This is a genomic window from Stenotrophomonas sp. STEN056, from assembly GCF_056759635.1.
The window spans coordinates 81,530-103,853 of the sequence record NZ_JBRRDL010000004.1; the positions used below are offsets into that span (position 1 = coordinate 81,530).

Below are 22,324 nucleotides of genomic sequence, written 5' to 3' on the forward strand. Positions count from 1 at the left end.
GCTCAGTAAGTGACGGTGGCGGTGACGGTGTCGACGTAAGTGCCGGCAGGGGCAGCAGCGGTGCTAAGCACACGGCCATAGATCGGAATGGACTGGCTGGCCGCAGTGCCGGTGCCGATGAGCATGTTGTTGCCGCCGGTTGCACCCCAGAACGCGGTCCTGCCGCTGTCGCGATACAAACCATAGGGCACGGAGTTGCCATCGGTGCTGGTCATCCGGCGGTTGTCGGCACCTGCGGTGGTGCTGGTGGAGTTGAGCCCGGGGTTCATGCCGATCTGGTACGGCGTGCCTTTGGAGCAGGTCAGGTTCAAGGTGCCCTCGCTGTCGATCGCGGCTGTTTCACTGGCGCGGGCGTGGGTGCCGAAATCGACATCGGAGGCGGTGGCCGTGTGTACGTCGCAGGATTCAGTGATGACGATCTTCACCTGGAAGGTGGTGGTGTCGCTTTTGGCGGCATGGGCGGCGCCCGGCAGCAGGGCGGCAGCAAGCAGGCCGGCGAACAACGGGGTGGTGCGAAGGTTCATTGCGATCCTTGGACAGTGGGGGAGTGCACCGGGTGCTGCGTCGGCGAGCCCTCTTGGCAAGGCAGGGACGCGGCACCCGGTACGGATTCAGTGTGTCCCCTGGCGACCGGATCGCCGGATCAGATATGACTCAATCGGCTTTTTTTGTGATGTTTGTGCGCCAAAAAGGCGCTGATCCGACAGGTCTGCTGTCAGTTTGGGAATCGCCTGATGGCCATTCGCGGATGGGGGATCCGGCGGGGCCGGGGCGGAGCGTCCGAGGCCGGAGGCCCGGGGGCAGGGCCTGAACCCGGGGTTCAATGATGTGAAAGGTTCAGCGATCCCCTCCAAATGGGCGATAATCGGCAGATGGCAATCCAACTGAAAACCCCTGAAGAAATCGAAAAGATGCGCATCGCCGGCCGCCTGGCAGCCGAGGTGCTCGACATCGTCGCCCCCCACGTCAAGCCCGGTGTGACCACCGAAGAGCTGGACCGCATCTGCCATGACCACATCATCAATGTGCAGGGTGCGATTCCGGCCAACGTGGGCTACCGCGGGTTCCCCAAGACCGTGTGCGCCTCGGTCAACAACGTCATCTGCCACGGTATCCCCAGCGAAACCAAGGTGTTGAAGGACGGGGACATCGTCAACATCGACGTGACCGTCATCAAGGACGGTTGGCACGGCGATACCAGCCGCATGTATTACGTCGGCACGCCGTCGGTGATGGCAAAGCGCCTGGTGGAAACCACCAAGGAAGCAATGTGGCGCGGCATCCGTGCGGTCAAGCCGGGTGCGACCCTGGGCGACGTGGGCCACGCCATCCAGGAATACGCCGAATCCGAGCGTTTTTCCGTGGTGCGTGAGTACTGCGGCCACGGCATCGGCAAGGTCTACCACGACGAGCCGCAGGTGCTGCATTACGGCCGTCCGGGCCAGGGCCTGGTGCTGAAGCCGGGCATGACCTTCACCATCGAACCGATGATCAATGAAGGCACCCGCTACACCAAGGTGCTGCCCGATGGCTGGACCGTGGTGACCAAGGACCGCAAGCTCTCGGCGCAGTGGGAACACATGATCGCGGTGACCGAAGACGGCGTGGAAGTGCTGACGCTGTCGCCAGCCGAATCCGCGCAGGCATGAGCCAACTGCCGGCGGGCCTGGTCGATGACGTACCGGACGCGCCGGCAGGTTCTGCCGGTGATGCACAGTGGGCCGCGCAGTCGCGGCAATCGCTGGCACACACCGATGCCGGCTTGTGCAGGCGCTTTGAGCAGGGCGACAACGTCGAGCGCCTGCTCGGCGTGCGGGCACGTGCTGCCGATCACCTGATCCGCCAGGCGTGGCAGCGCTGCATTCCGGCCGATGCCGGCCTGGCGCTGTTTGCCGTGGGGGGATACGGGCGCGGTGAGTTGTTCCCGCGTTCGGATATCGATCTGCTGGTACTTGGCGAAAGCGATGTGCAGCAGGCGCACGAAGCCGCGTTGGCGCGGTTGTTCGCGCTGCTGTGGGATGCCGGCCTGCCGGCCAGCCACGCGGTGCGTTCGGCAGCACAATGCGCCCAGGCTGCCGCCGACCAGACCGTGCTGACCGCCTTGATCGAAGCGCGTCCGCTATGCGCCGATGCCACCGCACAACATGGATTGACGCGCGCTGTTTCACCCAGCCTGATCTGGCCGCCGCGCGAATTTTTCCTGGCCAAACGCGATGAGCTGCTGCAGCGCCATCAGCGTTTCGGTGACACCGCTGACAACCTGGAGCCGGACATCAAGGATGGCCCGGGCGGTCTGCGTGATCTCAACACCCTGGGCTGGATGGCGCTGCGCGCGTTCGGGGTGAGCAACATCGACGCATTGGTTGGCCTGGGCCACCTGGGCCTGGACGAAGCCGCCGCGCTCAAGCGCGAGCGGCTGGTACTGGCGCGGCTGCGCTTTGGGCTGCACCTGGTGGCGCAGCGCGCCGAGGAGCGGCTGCGTTTCGACTACCAGAAGACCCTGGCCGCACGCATGGGGTTTGGCGACGACGTCGAAAGCCTGGGCGTGGAAAAAATGATGCAGGGCTTCTATCGCAGTGCGGCGGTGATCCGCCGCATCAGCGACCGCCTGCTGCAGCGCTTTGAAGAACAGTTCGACGGCGAAGCGACGCCGGAGCCGGTGGGCGATGGTTTCTCGCTGCGGCGCGGCTATCTGTCGGCCGACGACCCGCTGTGGCCGCATGGCGACATCTGCAGCATCTTCGCGCTTTTCGCCTGCTGGGCGCGGACCGCGGATGTGCGCGGCCTGCACTCGATGACCGCGCGTGGCCTGGCGGAAATGCTGGACGAAATCCCCGCCTACACGCAGGTGGATGATGCCGTGCGTGACCAGTTCATGGCCCTGCTGCGCGGCCCGCGCGCGGTGGACACCCTGGCGCGCATGGCCCGCCTGGGGGTGCTGGGGCAGTGGATTCCGGCGTTTGCGCAGGTGTCCGGGCGCATGCAGTTCGACCTGTTCCATGTCTATACCGTCGACCAGCACACGCTGATGGTGCTGCGGAACATCGGCCTGTTCGCCACCGGGCGCGCGGACGAGCGCTTCTCCATTGCCCATGAAGTCTGGCCGCGCCTGCGCAAGCCGGAGCTGCTGCTGTTGGCCGGCCTGTTCCATGACATCGCCAAGGGCCGTGGTGGCGACCACTCCGAGCTGGGCGCAGTGGATGCGCGCGAGTTCTGTGCCGCGCATGGCGTGAGCAGCTCCGATACCGAACTGGTGGCGTGGCTGGTGGAGCAGCACCTGCGCATGTCGGTGACGGCACAGAAGCAGGACATCACCGATCCGGACGTGATCCATCGTTTTGCCGCGCTGGTGGGTGACCGCGACCGTCTGGACTATCTGTACCTGCTGACCTGCGCCGACATCGCCGGCACCAGCCCCAAGCTCTGGAATGCGTGGAAGGACCGGCTGCTGGCCGACCTGTACTTCGCTGCCCGCCGCGCGCTGCGCGAAGGCATCGAGCATGCGCTGCCAAAGGCCGAGCGTGTGCTGGAAGCGCGCGACAATGTGCGCGCGCAGATGAACCTGCTCGGCTACGCCGATGCGGTGATTGACCGCCAGTTCGCAGCGATGCCTGACGAAAGCTTCGTGCGTTTCCGCCCCGAGCAATTGGTGTGGCAGGCGGCCTCGCTGGTGGAAGTGCGCAAGGGTGGCACGCTCGTGAAGGTGCGCCGGATCACCCCGGAAAGTGATGCACTGGAAGTGTTCGTGCACTCGCCGGACCGTGATGGCCTGTTTGCCGCCATCGTGATGACGCTGGACCGCGCCGGTTACGGCATCCATCGTGCGCGCGTGCTGGACGGCCCGGACGACACCATTTTCGATACGTTTGAAGTCACCCCCGTCGGCAGCTTTGCCGATGGCGACACCGCACGGCTGGAAGCTGCCCTGCGCAAGGCATTGGCCGGCAATGTGCAGATATTGCGCCCGGCGCGGCGGGTGATGCCGCGGCAGCTGAAGCACTTCCGCTTTGCACCGCGCATCGAATTCCTTGAATCCAGCCAGCGCGACCGCACCGTGTTGAACCTGGTGGCGCCTGACCGCCCCGGCTTGCTGGCCGACGTGGCACATGTGCTGCGCGACCAGCAACTGCGTGTGCAGGATGCACGCATCGCCACGTTTGGCGAACGCGCCGAGGATCAGTTCCAGCTCACGGATCGCCACGACCAACCCCTTACCGAAACCTCCAGGCAGGCACTGCGCGACGCGCTGATGACTTGCCTGGAACCCGATAGAACGCCAGGAGACCCCCACTGATGGCCACCAAGAAGCCTGCTGCCAAGAAGCCCGCCGCAAAGAAGACCACGACCGCCAAGCCTGCCGCTGCCAAGCCGGTTGTGAAAAAGGTCGTCGCCAAAAAGGCGCCGGCAGCGGGCAAGGCCGCAGCGAAGCCGGCCGCCAGGCCGGTCAAGGCCGCGCCGAAGAAGCTGGCCGTCGCCAAGCCGAAGGCCGCCAAGCCGGCCGTTGCGGAGGCATTGGGCGCGCGCAGCCTGCGCAAGCCGCCGGCACCGGGCGTGGCGGAAATGAAGTTCAGCATCGAGAGCGCGTTCGAGCGCCGCGCCATGCTCACCGTGGACGAGATCGAAGGTTCCACCCGGCCGCTGGTCAACCGTGTGATCGACGGCCTGGAGTCCGGTGAATTCCGCGTCGCCGAGCCCGATGGCAACGGTGGCTGGAAGGTCAATGAGTGGTTGAAGAAGGCGGTGCTGTTGTACTTCCGCGTCAATGAGATGGCCGTCATGGACGGCAGTCCGGCGCCGTTCTGGGACAAGGTCGAGTCGCGCTTTGAAGGTTACGACGAAACCCGCTTCCGCCAGGCCGGTGTGCGCGTGGTGCCGGGCGCGATTGCCCGTCGTGGCACGCACTTCGGCAAGGACGTGGTGCTGATGCCGAGCTTCACCAACATTGGTGCGCACGTGGGCGAAGGCACCATGGTCGATACCTGGGCCACGGTGGGTTCGTGCGCGCAGATCGGCAAGCATTGCCACCTGTCCGGCGGTGCCGGCATTGGTGGTGTGCTGGAGCCGTTGCAGGCCAGCCCGACCATCATCGAAGACCATTGCTTCATCGGCGCACGTTCGGAAGTAGTGGAAGGCGTGGTCGTTGGCCATCACAGCGTGATCGGCATGGGCGTGTTCCTGAGCCAGAGCACGCGCATCTACAACCGTGCCACGGGTGAAATCACCTACGGTTACGTCCCGCCGTACAGCGTGGTGGTCAGCGGTTCGCTGCCGTCCAAGGACGGCACGCACTCGCTGTACTGCGCGGTGATCGTCAAGCAGGTGGATGCGCGCACCCGCAGCAAGACCAGCGTGAATGACCTGCTGCGTGGGTTGGCTGACTAAGCCAGTCGGTAGCGAGGCTGTTCCCTTCTCCCGCCTGCGGGAGAAGGTGCCCGAAGGGCGGATGAGGGGAGCTTTTGCTTCGCTCTGGCTCTGCGGGTTGGAAGCTCTGACCACGTGCTAGAAGCTTCCCCTCACCCCAACCCCTCTCCCGCAAGCGGGAGAGGGGCTTTGTCATGCGGGCTTTGGAATTCAGAATGACCACGATCTACGGACTTAAAAACTGCGACACCTGTAAGAAAGCCACCAAGTGGCTGGATCGCTTCAACATCGCCTACACCTTCGTCGACTACCGCGACAACAAGCCCAGCCCGGAAATCCTGCTCGAATGGGCGGGCAAGGCCGGTGGTTTCGCCGCGATGATCAACAAATCCTCAACCACCTGGCGGCAGCTGCCGGACAATCGCAAGTCGCCCGAATCCGATGCCGAATGGAAACTGCTGCTGCGCGAATACCCGCAGCTGATCAAGCGCCCACTGGTGATCACCGACGACGGCACCCTGAGCCAGGGTTTCAGTGACAACGGCTTCAAGGCACGCTTCAACATCGCCTGATCCGTCTTCCAGCACCAGTGGGAGCGACGTAAACCGTGAAGCAACCGATCCAGAAGGCCCCCATGAACGACGTACTAGCTCTGACCTGCGATCTGATCGCCCGTCCCTCGGTAACCCCGGAAGACGCCGGCTGCCAGCAACTGATCGCCCAGCGCCTCAACGCTGCCGGCTTCAACTGCGAACACCTGCGGCTGGGCGAGGTCGACAACCTGTGGGCCACGCACGGCAGCGGTGCGCCGGTGCTGGTGCTGCTCGGCCACACCGACGTGGTGCCGACCGGGCCGGTTGAAACCTGGGCCAGCGATCCGTTCCAGCCGCAGGTACGCGATGGCGTGCTGTACGGGCGAGGGGCCGCCGACATGAAGGGCAGCGTGGCCGCGTTCGTAGTTGCTGCCGAGCAGTTCGTCGCCGCGCATCCCAACCATCCAGGCACGCTGGCGGTGTTGCTGACCAGCGATGAAGAAGGCGATGCCATTGATGGCGTGCGCCATGTCGCGCGGCTGTTCCGCGAGCGCGGGCAGGGCATTGACTGGTGCATCACGGGTGAGCCGTCTTCCACCGCCAGGCTGGGCGACCTGCTGCGCGTGGGCCGTCGCGGCAGCCTGTCGGCCAAGCTGCGCATCAAGGGCGTGCAGGGCCATGTGGCGTACCCGGACAAGGCGCGCAATCCCATCCACCTGGCCGCGCCGGCGCTGGCCGAACTCACCGCACGGCACTGGGACGATGGCTATGAAAGCTTTCCCTCGACCAGCCTGCAGATCTCCAACATCAACGCCGGCACCGGCGCCAACAATGTGATCCCGGGCGAGCTGCAGGTCATGTTCAACCTGCGCTACAACCCGCACTGGAGCGCAGACAAGCTCGAAGCCGAGATCACCGCGTTGTTCGACCGCCACGGTCTGGATTACGCGCTGCAGTGGCACCGCAGCGGTGAGCCGTTCTATACGCCGGAGGGGCGCCTGCGCAGTGTCGCGCGCGATGTGCTGGCTGAGTTCGCAGGCGCAGCGCCGGAAGAAAGCACCGGCGGCGGCACTTCCGACGCCCGCTTCATCGCGCCGCTGGGTGCGCAGTGCATCGAAGTGGGGCCGGTCAACGCCAGCATCCATCAGGTGGATGAAAACGTGCGGGTGGCCGACCTGGAAGCATTGCCGGACCTGTATCGGAAATTGATCGAAAAGCTGCTTGCCTGAAGCCCGACGGTTCGGCAGTGCCTGGCTGGCGCTGCTGGCTACGGCGGAACAGGCCGCGCACTCATCGTTCCCCCGGTTCCCAGGGCGCGCGCCGCGGTGTGTCGATCAACGCCGCATCGGCCTCCGCTGCGGCGCAGGCAAACAGCGTCTCGCGCAACCAGCGATGCGCTGCATCGGCCTCGTGCCGGGGATGCCAGGCCGCATACATGGCGAAGCCGGCCACCTCGATTTCCACCGGCAGCGGCAGCAGGTCGAGATGGTCGAAGCGGCGCAGGAAGCGCTCGGGTAGTACGCACACATGGTCGGTGGCGCCCAGCACCAGCGGCGCCAGGTGGTATTGCTGCACCGAAACCCGCACGCGGCGCGTACGTCCATGACGTGCCAGCACGTCATCCACAAAGCCGTGAAAATTGCCGCCATCGCTGGATACGATCACATGGCCGAGCGCGCAATAGGCGTCCAGGTCGGGTGCAAGCTTTCCCCGCGGGTGCCCCTTGCGCTGGGCCATGACGTAACGCTCCTGCGTCAATTGCCGCGCCTGCATGCCGCGCGGTACCGCGAAATCCGCGGCGATCAACAGATCGGCTGCGCCGCGTTCCAGCCAGTCCCCGGCCTGCTGCTCGGGCACCGTCTGGAAGCCGATCTGCACCAACGGTGCTGTCGCGGCGACACGTTGCAGCAGGTCCAGGCCGACCGTCACCGTCCCGTTGTCGCTGGCCAGCAACTGGAAGGTGCGCGCATCCCGGGCGGGATCAAACGCGGCGCCGTGCGCCAACGCCACATCCAACTGCTGCAAGGCGGCACGTAGCGGATCGCGGATTGCCAGGGCGCGTGCGGTCGGTGTCATGCCGCGCCCGTGCCTGGAAGGCACAAGCAAGGGGTCGCCGACCAGCTCGCGCAGGCGCGCCAACTGGGCCGACAGTGCCGGCTGGCTTACATGCAGCCGGGCGGCGGCGCGGGTCACGTTTTTCTCTTCGAGCAGTACATCCAGCGAACCGAGCAAAGCCAGGTCGGTCGCTCGAAGATGGGGCCATGTATCACGCATATGGATAGCTCGTATACCAACAATCGATTTCAAATATATCGATGCGCTTGTGAAAGTGCCTGCTCTCTGTGCGCAACGAGGTGTGTCATGGCCCCGCATGAACCCGAACGCCCCGCGCTGCGGGCCTTGGCCAGTGCCAATTTCGCGGTCGGCATCATGTCGTATGGCCTGGTTGGTGGCCTGCCGGTGCTGGCTGGTGCCTGGCAGATCACGCCGGGCCAGGCTGCGCTGTTGCTGACGGCCTTTTCCATCGCCTACGCCGTCGGTGCGCCGCTGGTGCAGATGCTGTTGGGCCATTTGCCGCGTCGTCGGCTGTTGCTGGTGGGCGTGGCTGCTCTGGCCGGCGCCACGCTGGTGGGGGCTGTCGTCACGAGTTTTGCCTGGTTGCTGGCCACGCGCGTGCTGGCAGGCCTGGCCGCTGGCGCGGTCGCGCCCGTGGCGCAGGCCATCGGTGTCGAGCTGACGCCATTGCAGCGCCGTGGCCGCGCGCTGGCGGTGGTGTTTGCGGGTGTCACGTTGTCATCAGTGATCGCCGCGCCGCTGATGGCCTTCGTCGCGCAGACCTGGGGCTGGCGCGCGATATTCATTGGCCTCGGCGCACTGACCGCGGTCAGCGGCATCTGGATGGCATGTGCCGTGCGAGACGACAGCCGCGGTGAACGCATCGCCCCGGCCCTTCTGCTGCGCCTGGCCCTGCGCCCGGGCACGGCAGCGGGCTTGGCGGTGACGGTATTGCAGACCGCTGCTTTCTTCGCGACCTACACCCTGGTCCTGCCGCTGGCGAGTGGACGTTTTGGTGCCAGTGCCGACCAGGGGGGCTTTGCACTGCTGGCCTACGGCGTGGTGGGCGTTGCGGGAAACCTGCTCGCCCAGCGCTTGTCCCTGCGCTATTCGGCCGATGGGCTGTTGCGCACGGTCATGCTGACCCTGCTGCCGTTGTTTGCGGTGCTGGCATTGCTGGGCTGGTTGCAGGGCGGCAATGGCCTGCGGCAGGTGCTGGCGTTGGGCCTGTTGTTGGCCTGGGCACTGTTGCAGGACCTGTTTTTCCCGTCGCAGCTGCGGCGCGTGGTCTCGCTGGAACCCGACTGGCGCGGCATGATCATCGCGCTCAATTCATCGTCGATCTTCATCGGCATTTCGCTGGGTTCCGCCTTGGGTGGCCATATGGCCGATCACCATGGCTTGCGGATGCTGGCCCCGCTATCGGCGCTGTTGACGTTGTTGGCGCTCGGCGCATTGGTCGCCTCGCAGCGGCTGCAGAAGCCCCTGCCGAGCTAGGCGACGATCAAGCCGAACGCCGCCAATGCTGCGGCCGCTTGCCGGTGCGATATCACCGCTTTTTTGAAGTGCTTGGCGTCCATCACGTTGAGCCCGGTGATGTCGGTGTCGCGCAGGTCCGCGCCTTCAAAACGGGTCAGCCGGGTTTGCGCATTGCGCAGGCTGCCGCCACTGAAGACAGCGTCGCGGAAGTCGCAACCGGATAAATCCGCTTCGGAGAAATCCATGCCCTCCAGCTGCGCTTTGCGGAACGACAAGCCGCGCAGGTCGGCGCTGACCAGCAGGCAATCACGGAACTCCAGCGCCCAGCCGGTGACTTCCTGCAGGTGGGCGCCGGTCAGCTTGCAGTCCTTGAACTGCACCGAGGACAAGGTGGCGCGCCGCCAGTAACTGTTGTTGAGGTCGCAGTGATCAAAGCGCGAATCGCTGAGTTGTGCCGAGCTGAAATCACAGTGGCCACCGCGACATTTGTTCCACTGGCTTTCTTCCAGTGACGCGGCCAGCCAGCGCGCACCGGCCAAGGAACACTGGTTGAACTGGAAGCCGTCCATGTCCAGTCGCGAAAAATCACCGCCGTCCAGGATGCAGGATTCAAACACCGCCGCACGCGGATGCGCGGCGACGATGGCCTGCATGCGCTCGCGGCTGATGGTTTCATCGCGGAACGTGGAAGTGCTCATGGTGCTGAAACCTGCGGCGGCTGACGCGTCATTCTGGGCGACATGCCCGCGATGATGCAGTCTTGTCGCGGCCGGCGTTGTGTGTACAACGCCGGCCGTGGCGCTATTCGAAGATGAAGAACGGCGGCGCAATGGCATCGCGCCAATACGACTCCTGCGCGAGATAGAACGCCTGCGCGTTGGCGCGCGCAAACCACGCGGCCGCTGCGTCCACATCCTTCTCCATGCCCTTGCCGCCCCGGCCCAGCATCAGGCCGCTGAAGTACTGGCCATAGACATTGCCTTGCTCGCCGGCACGCTGATACCAGCGCAATGCTTCGGCCTTGCTTTCAACCACGCCGATGCCGGCTTCATGCAGTGCGCCGAGGTCGACCTGCGCTTCGGCATCACCACGCGCGGCCTGGCGCTGGATGCGTGCAATGGTCGTGTTCGACGACAGCGCGAGCGCGACGGGGCTGCTTGTCTTCGTTGAACCACTGGCTGCCGTGCGCAATGCGTCCAGCTTGTACAGCTCGCGCCGGTACACCGCCCAGCGCAGGCGCCAGCGCAGTGCCCCGGCCAGGTCGCCGCGCTGCGCGTACCAGTTCTCCAGGTCACGCATCGCATAGGGCGAGCCGTGATACGCCGCGCTGTGATACCAGCGGAAGGCCTTGCGCGGGGAGGGTTTGAGCACCACGGCTTCGGGCTTCTGTGGCGCGTCGCTGCTGTCCAGACGGCCGCGTTCCAGGATTCTGCCGAGCTGTTCTTCGGCACTGGTGGTCTGGTGGTTGCGCGGCGTGGTGGCCGCGGCGCGGGCGTACCAGTCCAGCGCACGCGGGTCATTCCAGCCCTGGTACATCCTGGCCACGCGCATGGCCGAATCGAACTGACCATCCGTGGCAGCGGCCAGTGAATCGCGCTCGGTGTCGCTGATCGGCCGGGACGGTGTGGTCGCGCTGCAGGCCATCAACGTGAACAGGGACAGCGCGTGCAGCAGCACGCGGGGCGTGAGGGGGATCATCCATGAGGTCCGGGCGAGGGGCTGGCGATTATCCGGGAGCCAGACGGCCCGTCCGCTGAATCTGTTGCCAAAGCAACAGTTGCGCGGCCACGCAAACAGGGATACGGTCAGCGCCATGTCCTCGTTCCTGGCCACCGCCGTCAATAACAACAACCGCAATAATCTGCGCGCGAATAATCGTGCGCGGCCACTGCGGGACTGCGACCAGAGCTAGAACAGGCAACACGCTCAGGACACCAGAAAACCCGCATCGGTCGATGCGGGTTTTTTTTGTGGCCGGGCAGGAACACCAGACGGCTGCAGTGTCTTCGGGCCGTTGCTTCGAATGTTTGTCCCCACACAACCCAGGAGCTTTCCCCATGTGTTCCATCTTCGGCATTTTCGGCCTGCAACAAGGCGACGACCTGCAGGCTCTGCGTCGGCAGGCGCTTGATCAATCCCAGCGCCAGCGCCATCGCGGCCCGGACTGGAGCGGCGTGTATGTGGACGCGGGCGCGATCCTGGTGCATGAGCGCCTGGCCATCGTTGACCCGGCCGGTGGCTCGCAGCCGCTGCTGTCCGACGACGGCGAACTGGCGCTGGCCGTCAACGGCGAGATATACAACCACCAGGAGCTGAAGAAGGAACTCACCCAGCCGTATGCGTTCCAGACCGGCTCGGACTGTGAAGTGATCAACGCGCTGTACCGGGAGGACGAACCGTCGTCCTACCTCAACCGCCTCAACGGTATTTTTGCGTTTGCGCTGTGGGACAAAAGCAAGAGCCGCGTGATCATCGCCCGCGACCCGATTGGCGTGGTGCCGCTGTACTGGGGGCACGACAAGCAGGGCCGCCTGTGCGTGGCCTCTGAGATGAAATCGCTGTCGGACACCTGCGCCGATGTGGCGCAGTTCCCGCCGGGCCATTGGTACGACAGCAGCACCGACACGCTGACCAAATACTACGAACGCCCGTGGCGCGACTACGACGCGGTGGAAGGTGTGGATGTCTCGCTGACCGAGCTGCGCGAAGCCTTCGAGCGCGCGGTGCATCGCCAGTTGATGACCGACGTGCCGTACGGCGTGCTGCTTTCCGGCGGCCTGGATTCGTCGCTGGTGGCAGCAGTGGCCGCACGCTACGCACGTCATCGCATTGAGGACGGTGGCCAGAGTGAAGCCTGGTGGCCGCGCTTGCACAGCTTCGCGATCGGCCTGAAGGGCTCGCCGGATCTGGCCGCGGCCCAGGTGGCGGCGGAAATGCTGGGCACCGTGCATCATGGTTTTGAGTACACCTTCGAGGAAGGCCTGGACGCGCTGCCGGAAGTCATCCGCCATGTGGAGACCTACGACGTCACCACCATTCGCGCATCCACGCCGATGTTCCTGCTGGCGCGTCGCATCAAGGCGATGGGCGTGAAGATGGTGCTGTCCGGTGAAGGCAGTGACGAAATCTTCGGCGGCTACCTGTACTTCCACAAGGCACCGAACGCGCGTGAATTCCACGAGGAGCTGGTGCGCAAGCTCGATGCACTGAACAACTACGACTGCCTGCGCGCCAACAAATCGATGATGGCGTGGGGCGTGGAGCCGCGCGTGCCATTCCTGGATCGCGAGTTCATGGACGTGGCGATGAAGATGGATGCGCGCCACAAAATGGTGGACAAGGCCAGCGGTCGTATCGAGAAGGCGGTGCTGCGCGAGGCGTTTGAAGGCTATCTGCCGAAGGAAATCCTGTGGCGGCAGAAGGAACAGTTCAGCGATGGTGTTGGCTACGGTTGGATTGATGGCCTGAAGGCGCATGCCGAAGCGCAGGTCAGTGACCGTGTGCTGGCCGCCGCCGACAAGCGCTTCCCGTACAACCCGCCGCAGACCAAGGAGGCGTATTACTACCGCCACCTGTTCGAGCAGTTCTTCCCCAGCCGTGCCGCGTCGGAGACGGTGCCGGGTGGCAAATCGATTGCCTGTTCGTCACCTGCGGCGATTGCCTGGGACGCAAGCTTTGCCAACATGGCCGACCCGTCCGGCCGTGCCGTAGCCGGCGTGCATGAGCAGGCCCTGGCCAGCTGAGTGTCGAAGCATGGCCCGCAGTGATGCGGGCCATGTTGTCTGGACTTCATGCGCTGGCGGTTTCAATCCAATACAGAAGAGGGAACGCATGCGTTTTATTGGCCTGGTGCTTTCAAACCTGCTGTTCATCAGCTCCGCCCACGCCGCCGATGCCGCGTTGGAGCGGCATTCGCTGGGAAGCTGGGAGGCAGATATCGGCTACAGCGGTGTCGTGCGTGACGGCGATACGCTGCATGTTTCCGGCGTGGCCTGTTCGGGCGAGGACATGGCCGCTGCGGTGCAGTCGTGTTACCGCCAGTTGAGCGACATCCTGCAGCGCTTCGATGTGGACAGCAGTCATGTGGTGAAGGAGACCGTCTACACCACCGACATGGATGCCTTGATCAAGGCCATTCCGCAGCGTAGGACATTCTTTGCAGATGCCCGTTATCCCGCCGCCAGTTGGGTGCAGGTGAGCCGCCTGTTTGACCGCGCGCACCTGCTGGAAGTGGAGTGGACCGTGCGGCTGCGCTGATGTCTGGGCTGCTTCGCTGCCGAAGTGCCGGCGCCTGTGCGGCGCCGGCTGGGTGGCTTCAGCTGGCCGCTGCTTACAGTGTTGTCACCTTGGCCGCGCACGAACGGATGCCGGCCTGTTCGATGGTGCTGACCATGCCGACGGCCTTGAGCTCTGCCGCGGTGTCGTTCATGCAGCGCAGATAGAGGCCACGGTTGCCCTTGGCGGTAACCCGGCATAGCCGGTCCTGTGCCTGCACGTTGGCACCGGCAATCAAGCCGGGGTTCTTGAACAGCTTCACCCCCGTATCGCAGGTGCCGATACGGGCATTGCCGTTGTTCAATACCCAGCCCTCGTCGGCGAACACGGCCAGCGACAGATCAACGATGCGTGCCGAGTCGGTGTTGTCGCTGTTGGCCGGTTCCATCAGTGCATCGGGGATCAGCACGCTCTCAAAGTGCGAGAACGAGGAACCGCTGGCAACGGTGGCCGGTGCATACAGCAGGGCCCGCCCGGCGGCATCCGCGCCCGCCATCTGTCCGGGCACGTTGCCCAGCGACGCAGTGAGGGCGGTGCCCGCCTGCAGGGCAGTGGTGATGCGCTGTGCATCGGCCAGGTTCACGCTCACGGTGGGAATGGTGGCCTCGACGCTGGCGTCCTCCGCCATGCCCGGAGCGGTGCCTGGATCGCCGGAGGAAGCAACGTTGCCGATGATGGCAGCCACCGCGCCGGCGGCCTGCGCGTTGAAGGCCTTGATCTCGAACGCACAGGTACCGCGGTTGATGAAGGCGATTTTCCCGCTCAGGCTGCCGGCGGGCAGTGCCTCGCAGGCATCAGCGGTGTCGGTGCCGGTGGCATCGTTGGCAATGGCGACCGGGCCATTGAAGTTCGCCGGCGTAGCGGCAGGGCCGAACGAGGCGGTGCCAAAGAACTGGCTGGTCACGGCCGGCGTGGTGCCCGGGATCGAAAGCACGATTGCCGGATCCAGCCACAGGGCCGTCTGTGCCTTGGTGCTGGCACCGTCCCACGCAGGGCCGCCACGGGTGCGGATGGAGGCCGCGCGCATGGCATTGGTCATGCCCGGTGCGGTGAAACGCTTGCCGGTGAGGTTGTCGAACGCATTGTGTGTGTAGACGTCCGAATAACCGCGGTACTGGAGCTGGCCCGTGCGCTCGCCGAGCACGCCGGAGGTGTAGCCGACGAAACCCGAGAAGCCCAGGCCGTGGCCGATTTCATGCATCACCACGTCCAGGAAGTTGATCTGCCCGGCGGGTGTTTTGCCATCCAGGCCGTAATACCAGCCCGAGCCGGTCATGCACGGCGTGCCATTCGGGTTCCTGCCGCCGAGGTTGGCATTGAAGCGGCTGGTGATGTCGGTGGCCACAGTGTGTATGCGCTCGCCTTCCATGGCATTGGCCAGGGCGCCATGGGCGATCATCCCCAGTTCGGTTTCTGTCGGATCCTTTGCGCCAACCCAGGTGGCGCCCGCCGAGCCGAGCACGCCGCCGGTTGCGGTGCATTCAAGGTCCTGGAAGCTGGCGCCGACGCGCGTTTCCACCTCGCTTTGCAATACCGAGCCCCACAGGTCAGCGGCAAATTGATAGACCAGCCGACGCTGTTCCCCCACGGTCTTGCCGGGGTTGCCACCTTCGGGCGCGCGTGCGGTGGGGTCGTTGAGCCCCTTGTTGGCCGGATCCTGGTTGACCGGGGTGATGACCGCGGCATGGGCGGTTGCGGCGAGCAGGCTTGCGCCTACGACAGCACAGAGCAGGGAGGTCTTCATTTGGACACCTCCTGCCGGCCGTGGCCCAGCGGGGCACCGTTCTCCAGGATGGTGACCTGACCATCGACGCTGCGCTCGACGGTCAATGAGTTCATCGCGGACAGGGGCAACTCGGCCGAGCTCATGCCGTTTGCATGCCTGCGGAACGTCTTGGCGGCGTCTGCCTCGGTCTGCGGCATTTTTGCCCAGGCCGCGTTGGTGGTGCGGCTGGTGGCCATGTTGTTGGCCTGGCTGGACAAGGCACGGATTTCGGCATCGCTCAGCGTGCGCAGCTTGCCGGTAGCGGCGTCAATGCCGGCGACCACGCCGCTTTGCGTGGAAGCGGGGTTCTGTTGCGTGTCCGCTGGGACGTCGGAAGCATTTGCTGCAAGGCAAACACCCAGCGCGAGGGAAGACAGCAAAGCGGGTTTGGCCAATTTCATTTTCAAGCTCCATGGCAGGCTGAGAAAAAGCGAAAAGGCAAACGCCCGGCCGAGCACGAGAACGAGGAAACCTGTGCTCGGCAGCAACGAGGTTCGTGTCGGGCGGTGGCTGCCTCCCCCCCTGGAGGCAAGGTCGAGTCTGCTTGGGCAAATGCGGGGTTTCAACAGGGTTGAATGGCCCTCACAAAGTGAAATGGGGGTTGGGTGGTTACAGGGCACGGCGGGAATCTTCGGCCCGGATCTGTGCGGCACGTCGAAAAACGCAGCGGCGTACTGCACTACCAAGGTCTTGTATGGGGGTGCTGGGCGCTGTCATCGCGGCGCGCTACGCTAGTGCGATGTCTGAATTGATGGATCCCCCGCGCAATGCAGTACCCAGCCCCTGCATCGGCCTGTGTACCCTGGACAGTGAAGGTTACTGCCAGGGGTGTTGGCGTACGGGCAGTGAGATCGGGAGCTGGATGCGCATGAGCGAGCGCGAGCGCCGTCATCTGGTGGAACAGGTATTGCCTGTGCGCTCCGGCGATGCGACCGCGTTCGCAGCGCAACTGGCAGGCCGTGAGCGCCTGCAACAGGCGCTGCTGCCCCTGGCCAAGGCACCGGGCGGCGTTGGCTGGAACCGCGAAGAACTGGAAGACCTGCTGCCACCGGGGCCGCCGGTCGAGGCGGCGGTGTTGGCCGGGCTGGTGCCACGCGCCAACGGCACGCAGGTGTTGCTGACCCGGCGTACCGAAGCGCTGCGCAATCACGGTGGGCAGGTGGGTTTTCCGGGCGGGCGCATGGAGCGCAGCGATCGCAACCCACTGGCGGCTGCACTGCGCGAGAGCGACGAGGAAATCGCCTTGCCATCCAGCCAGGTGCGGGCCTTGGGTTATCTGGATCCGTTCATCACCATCAGTGGCTTCCGCGTCACGCCGGTGGTGGCGGTGATCGACCCAGCCTTTGTTGCGCGCCCGGAGCCGGGCGAGGTGGCCGAAGTGTTCGAGGTGCCGCTGGATTACCTGATGGACCCGGGCAACCTGCGCCTGGTGGAAATGGAACACCGTGGCCGCATCCGCCACGTCATGGAATATGCATGGCCGGGCCACCGCATCTGGGGGGCCACCGCCGCCATTCTCTACAACCTGCGCCGTCGCCTGGAGTTGGTCAAATGAATACAGCACTGCTGGGCTGGAGCACGCTCGTTGATGTGGCGGGCCTTGCCAAGGCATTGAATGAACAGCAGTTGCGCGTGGTTGATGCCCGCGCGGTTGCCAGCACTGCATTGCGCGTGGTCGATGCCCGTTTCTCGTTGGCCGACGTGCAGTCGGGCGCCGCTCAGTACGCGGCCGGGCATATTCCCGGGGCGGTGTATGCCGACCTGAATCGCGATCTGTCCAATCTGGATCGACAAGGACATGGCCGCCACCCCTTGCCGGACAGCGAGGCCTTCGCCGCGACGCTGGGGCGCTGGGGCATCACCCCGGACACGCAGGTGGTGGTTTACGACGCAGCCGATGGCAGCATGGCGGCCGCGCGCCTGTGGTGGCTGCTGCGCCTGATCGGGCACCGGAATGTTGCCGTGCTCGATGGCGGTTTGGCCGCGTGGCAAGCCGCCGGCCATGTGCTGGAAGCGGGTGAAGCCGCTGCGGTGGCGGTGCCGCCGTACCCCGGGCAGTTGGACCTCACCCAGGTGGTCAGCGCCGATGAAGTGCAGTCGCGCCTTGCGCAGGCACCTGGCTGGCTGCTGGATGCGCGTGCGGCCGAGCGCTATCGCGGTGAAGTGGAGCCGCTGGATCGCATTGCCGGGCATGTGCCGGGCGCACTGAACCGTCCGCTCGGCATGAACCTGCGTGACGGCCGTTTCCGCCCGGCGCAGGAGCTGCGCACGGAATTGGCGCCGTTGCTCGGGTCCCACCGGCCGGAGCAGGCGGTGGTGATGTGCGGATCGGGTGTGACGGCCTGCCATCTGCTGCTGGCCTTTGAACATGCCGGCCTGCACGGGGTGAAGGTGTTTGCCGATTCGTGGAGTGGCTGGTCCAGCGACGCACGGCGGCCGGTGGCAACGGGTTGACGCAACGCCGTACGCAGGGCGTGTGGGTTGATCAGGGGGAAACATGGATTTCAGGAAGTGGGCCGTTGGGATGTTGCTGTTGCTTGCGCTGATGGCTTGCAAGCAAGCGGGCAACCCCTTCGTGCTCGACTCACGGCAATACCACCGTGACGTGGAACAGTGGCGTGCACAGCGGATCGCGCAGTTGCGTGCCCCCGACGGCTGGTTGAGTTACATCGGTTCGGGTCGGCTCAAGGCCGGCAGTTACCGCGTGGGCAGTGGGGCGGCCAATGACATCGTGCTGCCGGCCGGGCCGGATCAACTGGGCGTGCTGGATATCGGTGCGGACGGTGCGGCGTTCATCCGTGGCCAGCTGGGTACCGGCGCGACCCTGGACGGCAGTCCGCTGCGCGATGCCAGCCTGCACCCGGCAGTGGCGGGCGCGCGCGATGCCAGCCGCATCCAGATGGGCAGCGGGGAGTTCTATCTTGTGCGCACCGGGGCGATGCTGGGCTGGCGCTACCGCGATTCGGATTCCGCACGGCGTCGGGATTTCAGGGGCATTGATCATTTCCCGGTGGAAACCCATTGGCGCGTGGAGGCGCAGTGGCATCCCTTTCCCGAACCGCGGCGCGCGGTGTTGTTGACATCCATTGGCACGCCGCTGCCGGCAACGGTGCCGGGCGAGGCCGTGTTCGAGATTGATGGCCATGTTTACCGGCTGCAGCCGGTGCTGGATGAAGAAGCGCCGGCTTCGCAGCGGTTCTTTTTCGCGTTCACCGACCGCACCAGCGGCCGTGAAACCTATGGTGGCGCGCGTTACCTGTATGCCGCCGTGCCGCACGGCGACAAGCTGGTGCTGGATTTCAACCGGGCCCAGAATCCACCGTGCGCGCTGACGCCGCATGTGGTCTGCCCGATTGCACCGGCCATCAACCGGCTGGAAGTAGCGGTGACGGCAGGCGAGAAATACCAAGCGCTGGTGCAGTAAGCCCAGCGTTTTCCGGCATCACAGCGGCAGCGGTTGCAGCGGAATGGCCTTGAGCACCTCCGCCCACGGGAACATCGGGCCAGGATCGAGCTTGCGTGGCACCTCAAGCGTGGCGTCGTCGCTGGCCGGCATGAGCGCGGTGTCCAGTTGTTCATGACCGGCGACCCAGCGCAGTGACGGCAGTGCGTCGGGCAGCCACTGCAGCAGCCGCACCAGTGCGGCGATCTGCGCGTCGGTATAGGGCTCTGTCATGTGCTGGTTGCGTGAGTCAAACCAATCCGGCCAACGGCCGCGGTTGACCAGCTCGATGCCGACCGAGCGCGGGTTGATGCCGCGCACATGGTGCGCCACCCGCTCCAGCGCGACGTACTGAAGGATGCTGCCATCGCGGTCGATGTAGTAGTGGCCGCTGTTGCCTGTGCCGGCGTCGTAAAGCACGCGTTCGCCGTATTCGCGGGCGGTGGCCAGGTCCGGCAGCTCGGTGCAGTGGATCACCACCAGATCGATATCGGACAGCGTTCGGCTGGCCAGTTGGCCCTCATAGGGCAGGGGAATGGCGGTGATGGGGGGCGGCAGTGGCATGGCCTGATGCTAGCATTCGCGCATGAGTCCTGATTACTGCGTGCGGTCATGAGCCGCGGACATTGCATTCTTTCCCATGGGTTTGAGAGCGGCCCGGAGGCGACCAAGGTCACGGCGCTGGCCGAGGTGGCACAGCGGCTGGGCTGGAGCCATGAGCGCCCGGATTACACCGACCTCGATGCCCGGCATGAAATCAGCTCAGTCGGCGATGTGCCGGCACGCCTGCAGCGGCTGATTGAACGCGCCACCGAGATGGCCGCGCGTGGCCCGCTGGTGCTGGCCGGTTCCAGCCTGGGCGCCTACATTTCGGCGATCACCTCGTTGCAGGTGCCGGTCAAGGGCTTGTTCCTGATGGTGCCACCGACCACCATGGGCCCGATGCCGGCGCTGGATGCCGCGCCGGTGCCGACCAGCGTGGTGCATGCCTGGGGCGATGAGCTGATCCCGGCGGCCGAGGTCATCCGCTGGGCCGGTGAGCGCTCGGCGCGGCTGCTGATGGTTGATGACGGGCACCGCCTGAGCAACCACGTCGAGGCCTCCGCGCAGGCCTTCGAGGCCCTGCTGCGCTCGCTCTGAAGCCGCTGGCCGGGGCTTTCCCGGCAGCTTGACCGGCAACTCCCTACAATGGCGCCCCTGGATGCTCCCGGGGCCGCTTGCCGTGCCAGCCGGCATCCCTTTCCTTTCCGACAGCTGATCCGATCCCGTGAAATTCTTTGTTTCCTGCGCCAAGGGCCTTGAGTACCTGCTCGCCGACGAACTGCTGGCGATGGGCCTGCCCAAGGCCACCGCCACCATTGCCGGCGTCAACGCCGAGGGTGAACTGCGCGATGCGCAGCGGGTGGTGCTGTGGTCGCGCCTGGCCAGCCGCGTGCTGTGGCCGCTGACCGAGTTTGACTGTCCGGACGAGGGCTCGCTGTACCAGGGCGTGGTGGCCATGCCGTGGGACCAGCACATCACGCCGGAACTGACTTTGTCGGTGGACGCGCATGTATCCGGCACCGCCATCACCCACGCGCGCTTTGCCGCGCAGCGGGTCAAGGATGGCGTGGTGGACAGCCTGCGCGCGCTGGGCATGGAGCGGCCATCGGTGAATGTCGAATTCCCGGATGTGCGCATCAACCTGTCGCTGCGCAAGGGCCGCGCCACCATCTCCATCGACCTGGGCGGTGGCCCGATGCACCGGCGCGGTTGGCGCATGGCGCAGAACGATGCACCGCTGAAGGAAAACCTTGCCGCCGCCGTGCTGTTGCGCGCCGACTGGCCGAAGATCCACGCGCAGGGCGGTGGCCTGCTGGACCCGATGTGCGGCAGCGGCACGCTGCTGATCGAAGGCGCCTTGATGGCCGCCGACGTGGCACCGGGCCTGCAGCGCCACGGCAGCCTGCCGCCGAGCCGCTGGCGCGGTTTCGACCAGGCGCAGTGGAAAGAACTGATGGCCGAGGCGCGTGAGCGTGAAACGGCCGGTCGTGCGGCACTGAAGCAGGTCATCCACGGCAGCGACATCGACCCGAAGGCGATCAGTGCGGCCAAGGAAAATGCGGCGGTTGCCGGCGTCAGCGAGGCCATCTGGTTTGGCGTGCGTGACGTGGCCGACGTGCAGGTGCCGCCGCAGGAAACCGGCTGTGTGGTCTGCAACCCGCCTTACGACGAGCGCCTTGCCGCCGACACGGTGCTGTACCGCAGGCTGGGCGATGCGCTCAAGCGCGCGGTGCCGCAATGGCGCGCAAGCCTGCTGTGCGGCAGCGCCGATCTGGCGTTTGCCACCGGCCTGCGTGCACGCAAGACCTACCAGTTGTTCAACGGTGCCATCGAGTGCGCGTTGATTGTCTGTGACCCCATCGCCGTGCCGGCGCGTGAAAACGACGGCCAGCCGCGCGAACTCAGCGAAGGCGCGCAGATGGTGGCCAACCGCCTGCGCAAGAACCTGAAGAAGTTCAAGAACTGGCTGTCACGCGAAGGCATCAGCTGCTTCCGTGCCTATGACGCGGACCTGCCCGAATACGCGGCGGCCATCGACGTCTACCGCGAGGACGGCGGCAAGGGCCGCACCTTCCTGCATGTGCAGGAATATGCAGCGCCGGCCACCATTCCCGATGCCGATGTGCGGCGCCGTCGCAATGAGCTGCTGTCGGCGGCGCGTGAGGTGTTCCAGGTACCGGCCGAGCAGGTCGCGCTGAAGTCGCGCGAGCGCGGCAAGGGCGGCAGCAAGTACGGCCGCTTCGAGCAGCGTGGCGAATTTATCCTGGTGCGCGAGAACGATGCGCTGCTGCGGGTGAATCTGTTCGATTACCTGGACACGGGCCTGTTCCTGGACCACCGCCCGCTGCGCCGGCACATGGCCGAACAGGCACGCGGCAAGCGCTTCCTCAACCTGTTCTGCTACACCGGCGTGGCCAGCGTGCAGGCAGCAGTGGCCGGTGCCAGTTCGACCACCAGCGTTGACCTGTCCGGCACCTACCTGCAGTGGTGCGCGGACAACCTCGCGCTCAATGGCAAGGGCGGCAGCCAGCACACCTTGGTGCAGGCCGATGCGATCACCTGGCTGGAAGCGGAGAAGAATCGCTACGAGGTGATCTTCTGCGACCCGCCGACATTCTCCAATTCGGCACGCGCGGAAGATTTTGATATCCAGCGCGAGCACGTGCGCCTGTTGAGCGCGGCGGTGGATCGTTTGAGCTCCGATGGCGTGCTGTATTTCTCCAACAACTTCCGTCGGTTCAAGTTGGATGAAGCGGCGATTGCCGCGTTCGCCGATTGCCGGGAGATTTCGGCGCAGACGATCGGCACGGATTTCGAGCGCAATGCCCGCATCCACCGTGCGTGGGAACTGCGGCGGCTTGGCTGAAACGC

Annotated in this window: 20 protein-coding genes; 13 read left to right on the forward strand and 7 right to left on the reverse strand. The window is 65.4% G+C overall.

Annotated features, from left to right (window positions below):
• Window positions 1-2: 2 nt before the first annotated feature.
• Window positions 3-524, reverse strand: coding sequence for a Csu type fimbrial protein (locus ACVOLO_RS03650; RefSeq protein WP_481568924.1), 522 nt, complete (start codon window positions 522-524; stop codon window positions 3-5).
• Between the two features lie 348 nt (window positions 525-872).
• Between ACVOLO_RS03650 and map the strand changes: the two genes are divergently transcribed.
• The 5 genes from map to dapE all read left to right on the forward strand — a co-directional run bounded on the left by map (window position 873) and on the right by dapE (window position 7,123).
• Complete coding sequence (gene map / locus ACVOLO_RS03655) at window positions 873-1,649, forward strand: type I methionyl aminopeptidase (RefSeq protein WP_481568925.1); 777 nt, start codon at window positions 873-875, stop codon at window positions 1,647-1,649.
• Complete coding sequence (locus tag ACVOLO_RS03660) at window positions 1,646-4,294, forward strand: [protein-PII] uridylyltransferase (RefSeq protein ID WP_481568926.1); 2,649 nt, start codon at window positions 1,646-1,648, stop codon at window positions 4,292-4,294. The genes map and ACVOLO_RS03660 overlap by 4 nt, the downstream gene beginning before the upstream one ends.
• Complete coding sequence (dapD, locus tag ACVOLO_RS03665) at window positions 4,294-5,382, forward strand: 2,3,4,5-tetrahydropyridine-2,6-dicarboxylate N-succinyltransferase (protein WP_481568927.1); 1,089 nt, start codon at window positions 4,294-4,296, stop codon at window positions 5,380-5,382. Before ACVOLO_RS03660 ends, dapD begins: the two co-directional genes overlap by 1 nt.
• Window positions 5,383-5,576: 194 nt before the next feature.
• Window positions 5,577-5,933: a Spx/MgsR family RNA polymerase-binding regulatory protein gene (locus ACVOLO_RS03670; RefSeq protein ID WP_481568928.1), complete on the forward strand. Its 357-nt coding sequence runs from the start codon at window positions 5,577-5,579 to the stop codon at window positions 5,931-5,933.
• Between the two features lie 62 nt (window positions 5,934-5,995).
• On the forward strand, window positions 5,996-7,123 hold the full coding sequence (gene dapE / locus ACVOLO_RS03675; RefSeq protein WP_481568929.1) for a succinyl-diaminopimelate desuccinylase: 1,128 nt from the start codon (window positions 5,996-5,998) through the stop codon (window positions 7,121-7,123).
• A gap of 61 nt (window positions 7,124-7,184) precedes the next feature.
• Here the strand turns inward: dapE and ACVOLO_RS03680 are convergent, their stop codons facing one another.
• Window positions 7,185-8,168 carry a LysR family transcriptional regulator gene (locus ACVOLO_RS03680; protein WP_481568930.1) on the reverse strand — a complete coding sequence of 328 codons (984 nt, stop codon included), beginning with the start codon at window positions 8,166-8,168 and terminating at the stop codon, window positions 7,185-7,187.
• A gap of 87 nt (window positions 8,169-8,255) precedes the next feature.
• On the opposite strand from ACVOLO_RS03680, the gene ACVOLO_RS03685 reads away from it, so the two are divergent.
• The gene (locus ACVOLO_RS03685) at window positions 8,256-9,446 is read left to right on the forward strand and encodes an MFS transporter (RefSeq protein ID WP_481568931.1); all 1,191 of its coding nucleotides are present in this window, start codon (window positions 8,256-8,258) and stop codon (window positions 9,444-9,446) included.
• On the opposite strand, the gene ACVOLO_RS03690 is transcribed toward ACVOLO_RS03685, so the two are convergent.
• Entirely contained in the window at window positions 9,443-10,126 is a 684-nt protein-coding gene (locus ACVOLO_RS03690; protein ID WP_481568932.1) for a pentapeptide repeat-containing protein, read from the reverse strand. The two genes, ACVOLO_RS03685 and ACVOLO_RS03690, sit on opposite strands and share 4 nt — an antisense overlap.
• Before the next feature lie 103 nt (window positions 10,127-10,229).
• Complete coding sequence (locus ACVOLO_RS03695; protein ID WP_481568933.1) at window positions 10,230-11,126, reverse strand: tetratricopeptide repeat protein; 897 nt, start codon at window positions 11,124-11,126, stop codon at window positions 10,230-10,232.
• 359 nt (window positions 11,127-11,485) lie between these two features.
• Between ACVOLO_RS03695 and asnB the strand changes: the two genes are divergently transcribed.
• Together asnB and ACVOLO_RS03705 are read left to right on the forward strand one after the other, a co-directional pair.
• Window positions 11,486-13,171: an asparagine synthase B gene (asnB, locus tag ACVOLO_RS03700; RefSeq protein ID WP_481568934.1), complete on the forward strand. Its 1,686-nt coding sequence runs from the start codon at window positions 11,486-11,488 to the stop codon at window positions 13,169-13,171.
• A gap of 88 nt (window positions 13,172-13,259) precedes the next feature.
• Window positions 13,260-13,685, forward strand: a complete 426-nt coding sequence (locus ACVOLO_RS03705) for a RidA family protein (protein ID WP_481568935.1) — start codon at window positions 13,260-13,262, stop codon at window positions 13,683-13,685.
• 73 nt (window positions 13,686-13,758) lie between these two features.
• On the opposite strand, the gene ACVOLO_RS03710 is transcribed toward ACVOLO_RS03705, so the two are convergent.
• Together ACVOLO_RS03710 and ACVOLO_RS03715 are read right to left on the reverse strand one after the other, a co-directional pair.
• Entirely contained in the window at window positions 13,759-15,447 is a 1,689-nt protein-coding gene (locus ACVOLO_RS03710; RefSeq protein ID WP_481568936.1) for a PA domain-containing protein, read from the reverse strand.
• Window positions 15,444-15,956 carry a post-PEP-CTERM-1 domain-containing protein gene (locus tag ACVOLO_RS03715; protein ID WP_481568937.1) on the reverse strand — a complete coding sequence of 171 codons (513 nt, stop codon included), beginning with the start codon at window positions 15,954-15,956 and terminating at the stop codon, window positions 15,444-15,446. The genes ACVOLO_RS03710 and ACVOLO_RS03715 overlap by 4 nt, the downstream gene beginning before the upstream one ends.
• 263 nt (window positions 15,957-16,219) lie before the next feature.
• On the opposite strand from ACVOLO_RS03715, the gene ACVOLO_RS03720 reads away from it, so the two are divergent.
• From ACVOLO_RS03720 to ACVOLO_RS03730, 3 genes are all read left to right on the forward strand, one after another.
• Window positions 16,220-17,023 (forward strand): CoA pyrophosphatase, encoded by an 804-nt coding sequence (locus tag ACVOLO_RS03720; RefSeq protein ID WP_481569029.1) that lies wholly within the window; start codon window positions 16,220-16,222, stop codon window positions 17,021-17,023.
• Window positions 17,020-17,922, forward strand: a complete 903-nt coding sequence (locus tag ACVOLO_RS03725; RefSeq protein WP_481568938.1) for a sulfurtransferase — start codon at window positions 17,020-17,022, stop codon at window positions 17,920-17,922. The genes ACVOLO_RS03720 and ACVOLO_RS03725 overlap by 4 nt, the downstream gene beginning before the upstream one ends.
• Window positions 17,923-17,992: 70 nt before the next feature.
• The gene (locus ACVOLO_RS03730; protein ID WP_481568939.1) at window positions 17,993-18,892 is read left to right on the forward strand and encodes a DUF1684 domain-containing protein; all 900 of its coding nucleotides are present in this window, start codon (window positions 17,993-17,995) and stop codon (window positions 18,890-18,892) included.
• Window positions 18,893-18,910: 18 nt separating this feature from the next.
• On the opposite strand, the gene ACVOLO_RS03735 is transcribed toward ACVOLO_RS03730, so the two are convergent.
• On the reverse strand, window positions 18,911-19,474 hold the full coding sequence (locus tag ACVOLO_RS03735) for an N-acetylmuramoyl-L-alanine amidase (RefSeq protein WP_481568940.1): 564 nt from the start codon (window positions 19,472-19,474) through the stop codon (window positions 18,911-18,913).
• 48 nt (window positions 19,475-19,522) lie between these two features.
• On the opposite strand from ACVOLO_RS03735, the gene ACVOLO_RS03740 reads away from it, so the two are divergent.
• Together ACVOLO_RS03740 and rlmKL are read left to right on the forward strand one after the other, a co-directional pair.
• Window positions 19,523-20,050: a hypothetical protein gene (locus ACVOLO_RS03740; protein WP_481568941.1), complete on the forward strand. Its 528-nt coding sequence runs from the start codon at window positions 19,523-19,525 to the stop codon at window positions 20,048-20,050.
• A gap of 127 nt (window positions 20,051-20,177) precedes the next feature.
• Window positions 20,178-22,319: a bifunctional 23S rRNA (guanine(2069)-N(7))-methyltransferase RlmK/23S rRNA (guanine(2445)-N(2))-methyltransferase RlmL gene (gene rlmKL, locus ACVOLO_RS03745; RefSeq protein WP_481568942.1), complete on the forward strand. Its 2,142-nt coding sequence runs from the start codon at window positions 20,178-20,180 to the stop codon at window positions 22,317-22,319.
• The last annotated feature ends 5 nt before the right edge of the window (window positions 22,320-22,324 follow it).

Excerpts from the sequence above, each read along its gene's own strand:
- ACVOLO_RS03740 (WP_481568941.1), top strand. The coding sequence starts at position 19,523 with ATGAGCCGCGGACATTGCATTCTTTCCCATGGGTTTGAGAGCGGCCCG.
- dapD (WP_481568927.1), top strand. The coding sequence starts at position 4,294 with ATGGCCACCAAGAAGCCTGCTGCCAAGAAGCCCGCCGCAAAGAAGACC.
- ACVOLO_RS03685 (WP_481568931.1), top strand. The coding sequence starts at position 8,256 with ATGGCCCCGCATGAACCCGAACGCCCCGCGCTGCGGGCCTTGGCCAGT.
- ACVOLO_RS03690 (WP_481568932.1), bottom strand. The coding sequence starts at position 10,126 with ATGAGCACTTCCACGTTCCGCGATGAAACCATCAGCCGCGAGCGCATG.
- ACVOLO_RS03705 (WP_481568935.1), top strand. The coding sequence starts at position 13,260 with ATGCGTTTTATTGGCCTGGTGCTTTCAAACCTGCTGTTCATCAGCTCC.
- dapE (WP_481568929.1), top strand. The coding sequence starts at position 5,996 with ATGAACGACGTACTAGCTCTGACCTGCGATCTGATCGCCCGTCCCTCG.
- ACVOLO_RS03725 (WP_481568938.1), top strand. The coding sequence starts at position 17,020 with ATGAATACAGCACTGCTGGGCTGGAGCACGCTCGTTGATGTGGCGGGC.
- ACVOLO_RS03730 (WP_481568939.1), top strand. The coding sequence starts at position 17,993 with ATGTTGCTGTTGCTTGCGCTGATGGCTTGCAAGCAAGCGGGCAACCCC.
- ACVOLO_RS03720 (WP_481569029.1), top strand. The coding sequence starts at position 16,220 with ATGGATCCCCCGCGCAATGCAGTACCCAGCCCCTGCATCGGCCTGTGT.
- ACVOLO_RS03670 (WP_481568928.1), top strand. The coding sequence starts at position 5,577 with ATGACCACGATCTACGGACTTAAAAACTGCGACACCTGTAAGAAAGCC.
- ACVOLO_RS03650 (WP_481568924.1), bottom strand. The coding sequence starts at position 524 with ATGAACCTTCGCACCACCCCGTTGTTCGCCGGCCTGCTTGCTGCCGCC.
- asnB (WP_481568934.1), top strand. The coding sequence starts at position 11,486 with ATGTGTTCCATCTTCGGCATTTTCGGCCTGCAACAAGGCGACGACCTG.
- ACVOLO_RS03735 (WP_481568940.1), bottom strand. The coding sequence starts at position 19,474 with ATGCCACTGCCGCCCCCCATCACCGCCATTCCCCTGCCCTATGAGGGC.
- ACVOLO_RS03680 (WP_481568930.1), bottom strand. The coding sequence starts at position 8,168 with ATGCGTGATACATGGCCCCATCTTCGAGCGACCGACCTGGCTTTGCTC.
- ACVOLO_RS03710 (WP_481568936.1), bottom strand. The coding sequence starts at position 15,447 with ATGAAGACCTCCCTGCTCTGTGCTGTCGTAGGCGCAAGCCTGCTCGCC.
- ACVOLO_RS03660 (WP_481568926.1), top strand. The coding sequence starts at position 1,646 with ATGAGCCAACTGCCGGCGGGCCTGGTCGATGACGTACCGGACGCGCCG.
- ACVOLO_RS03695 (WP_481568933.1), bottom strand. The coding sequence starts at position 11,126 with ATGATCCCCCTCACGCCCCGCGTGCTGCTGCACGCGCTGTCCCTGTTC.
- map (WP_481568925.1), top strand. The coding sequence starts at position 873 with ATGGCAATCCAACTGAAAACCCCTGAAGAAATCGAAAAGATGCGCATC.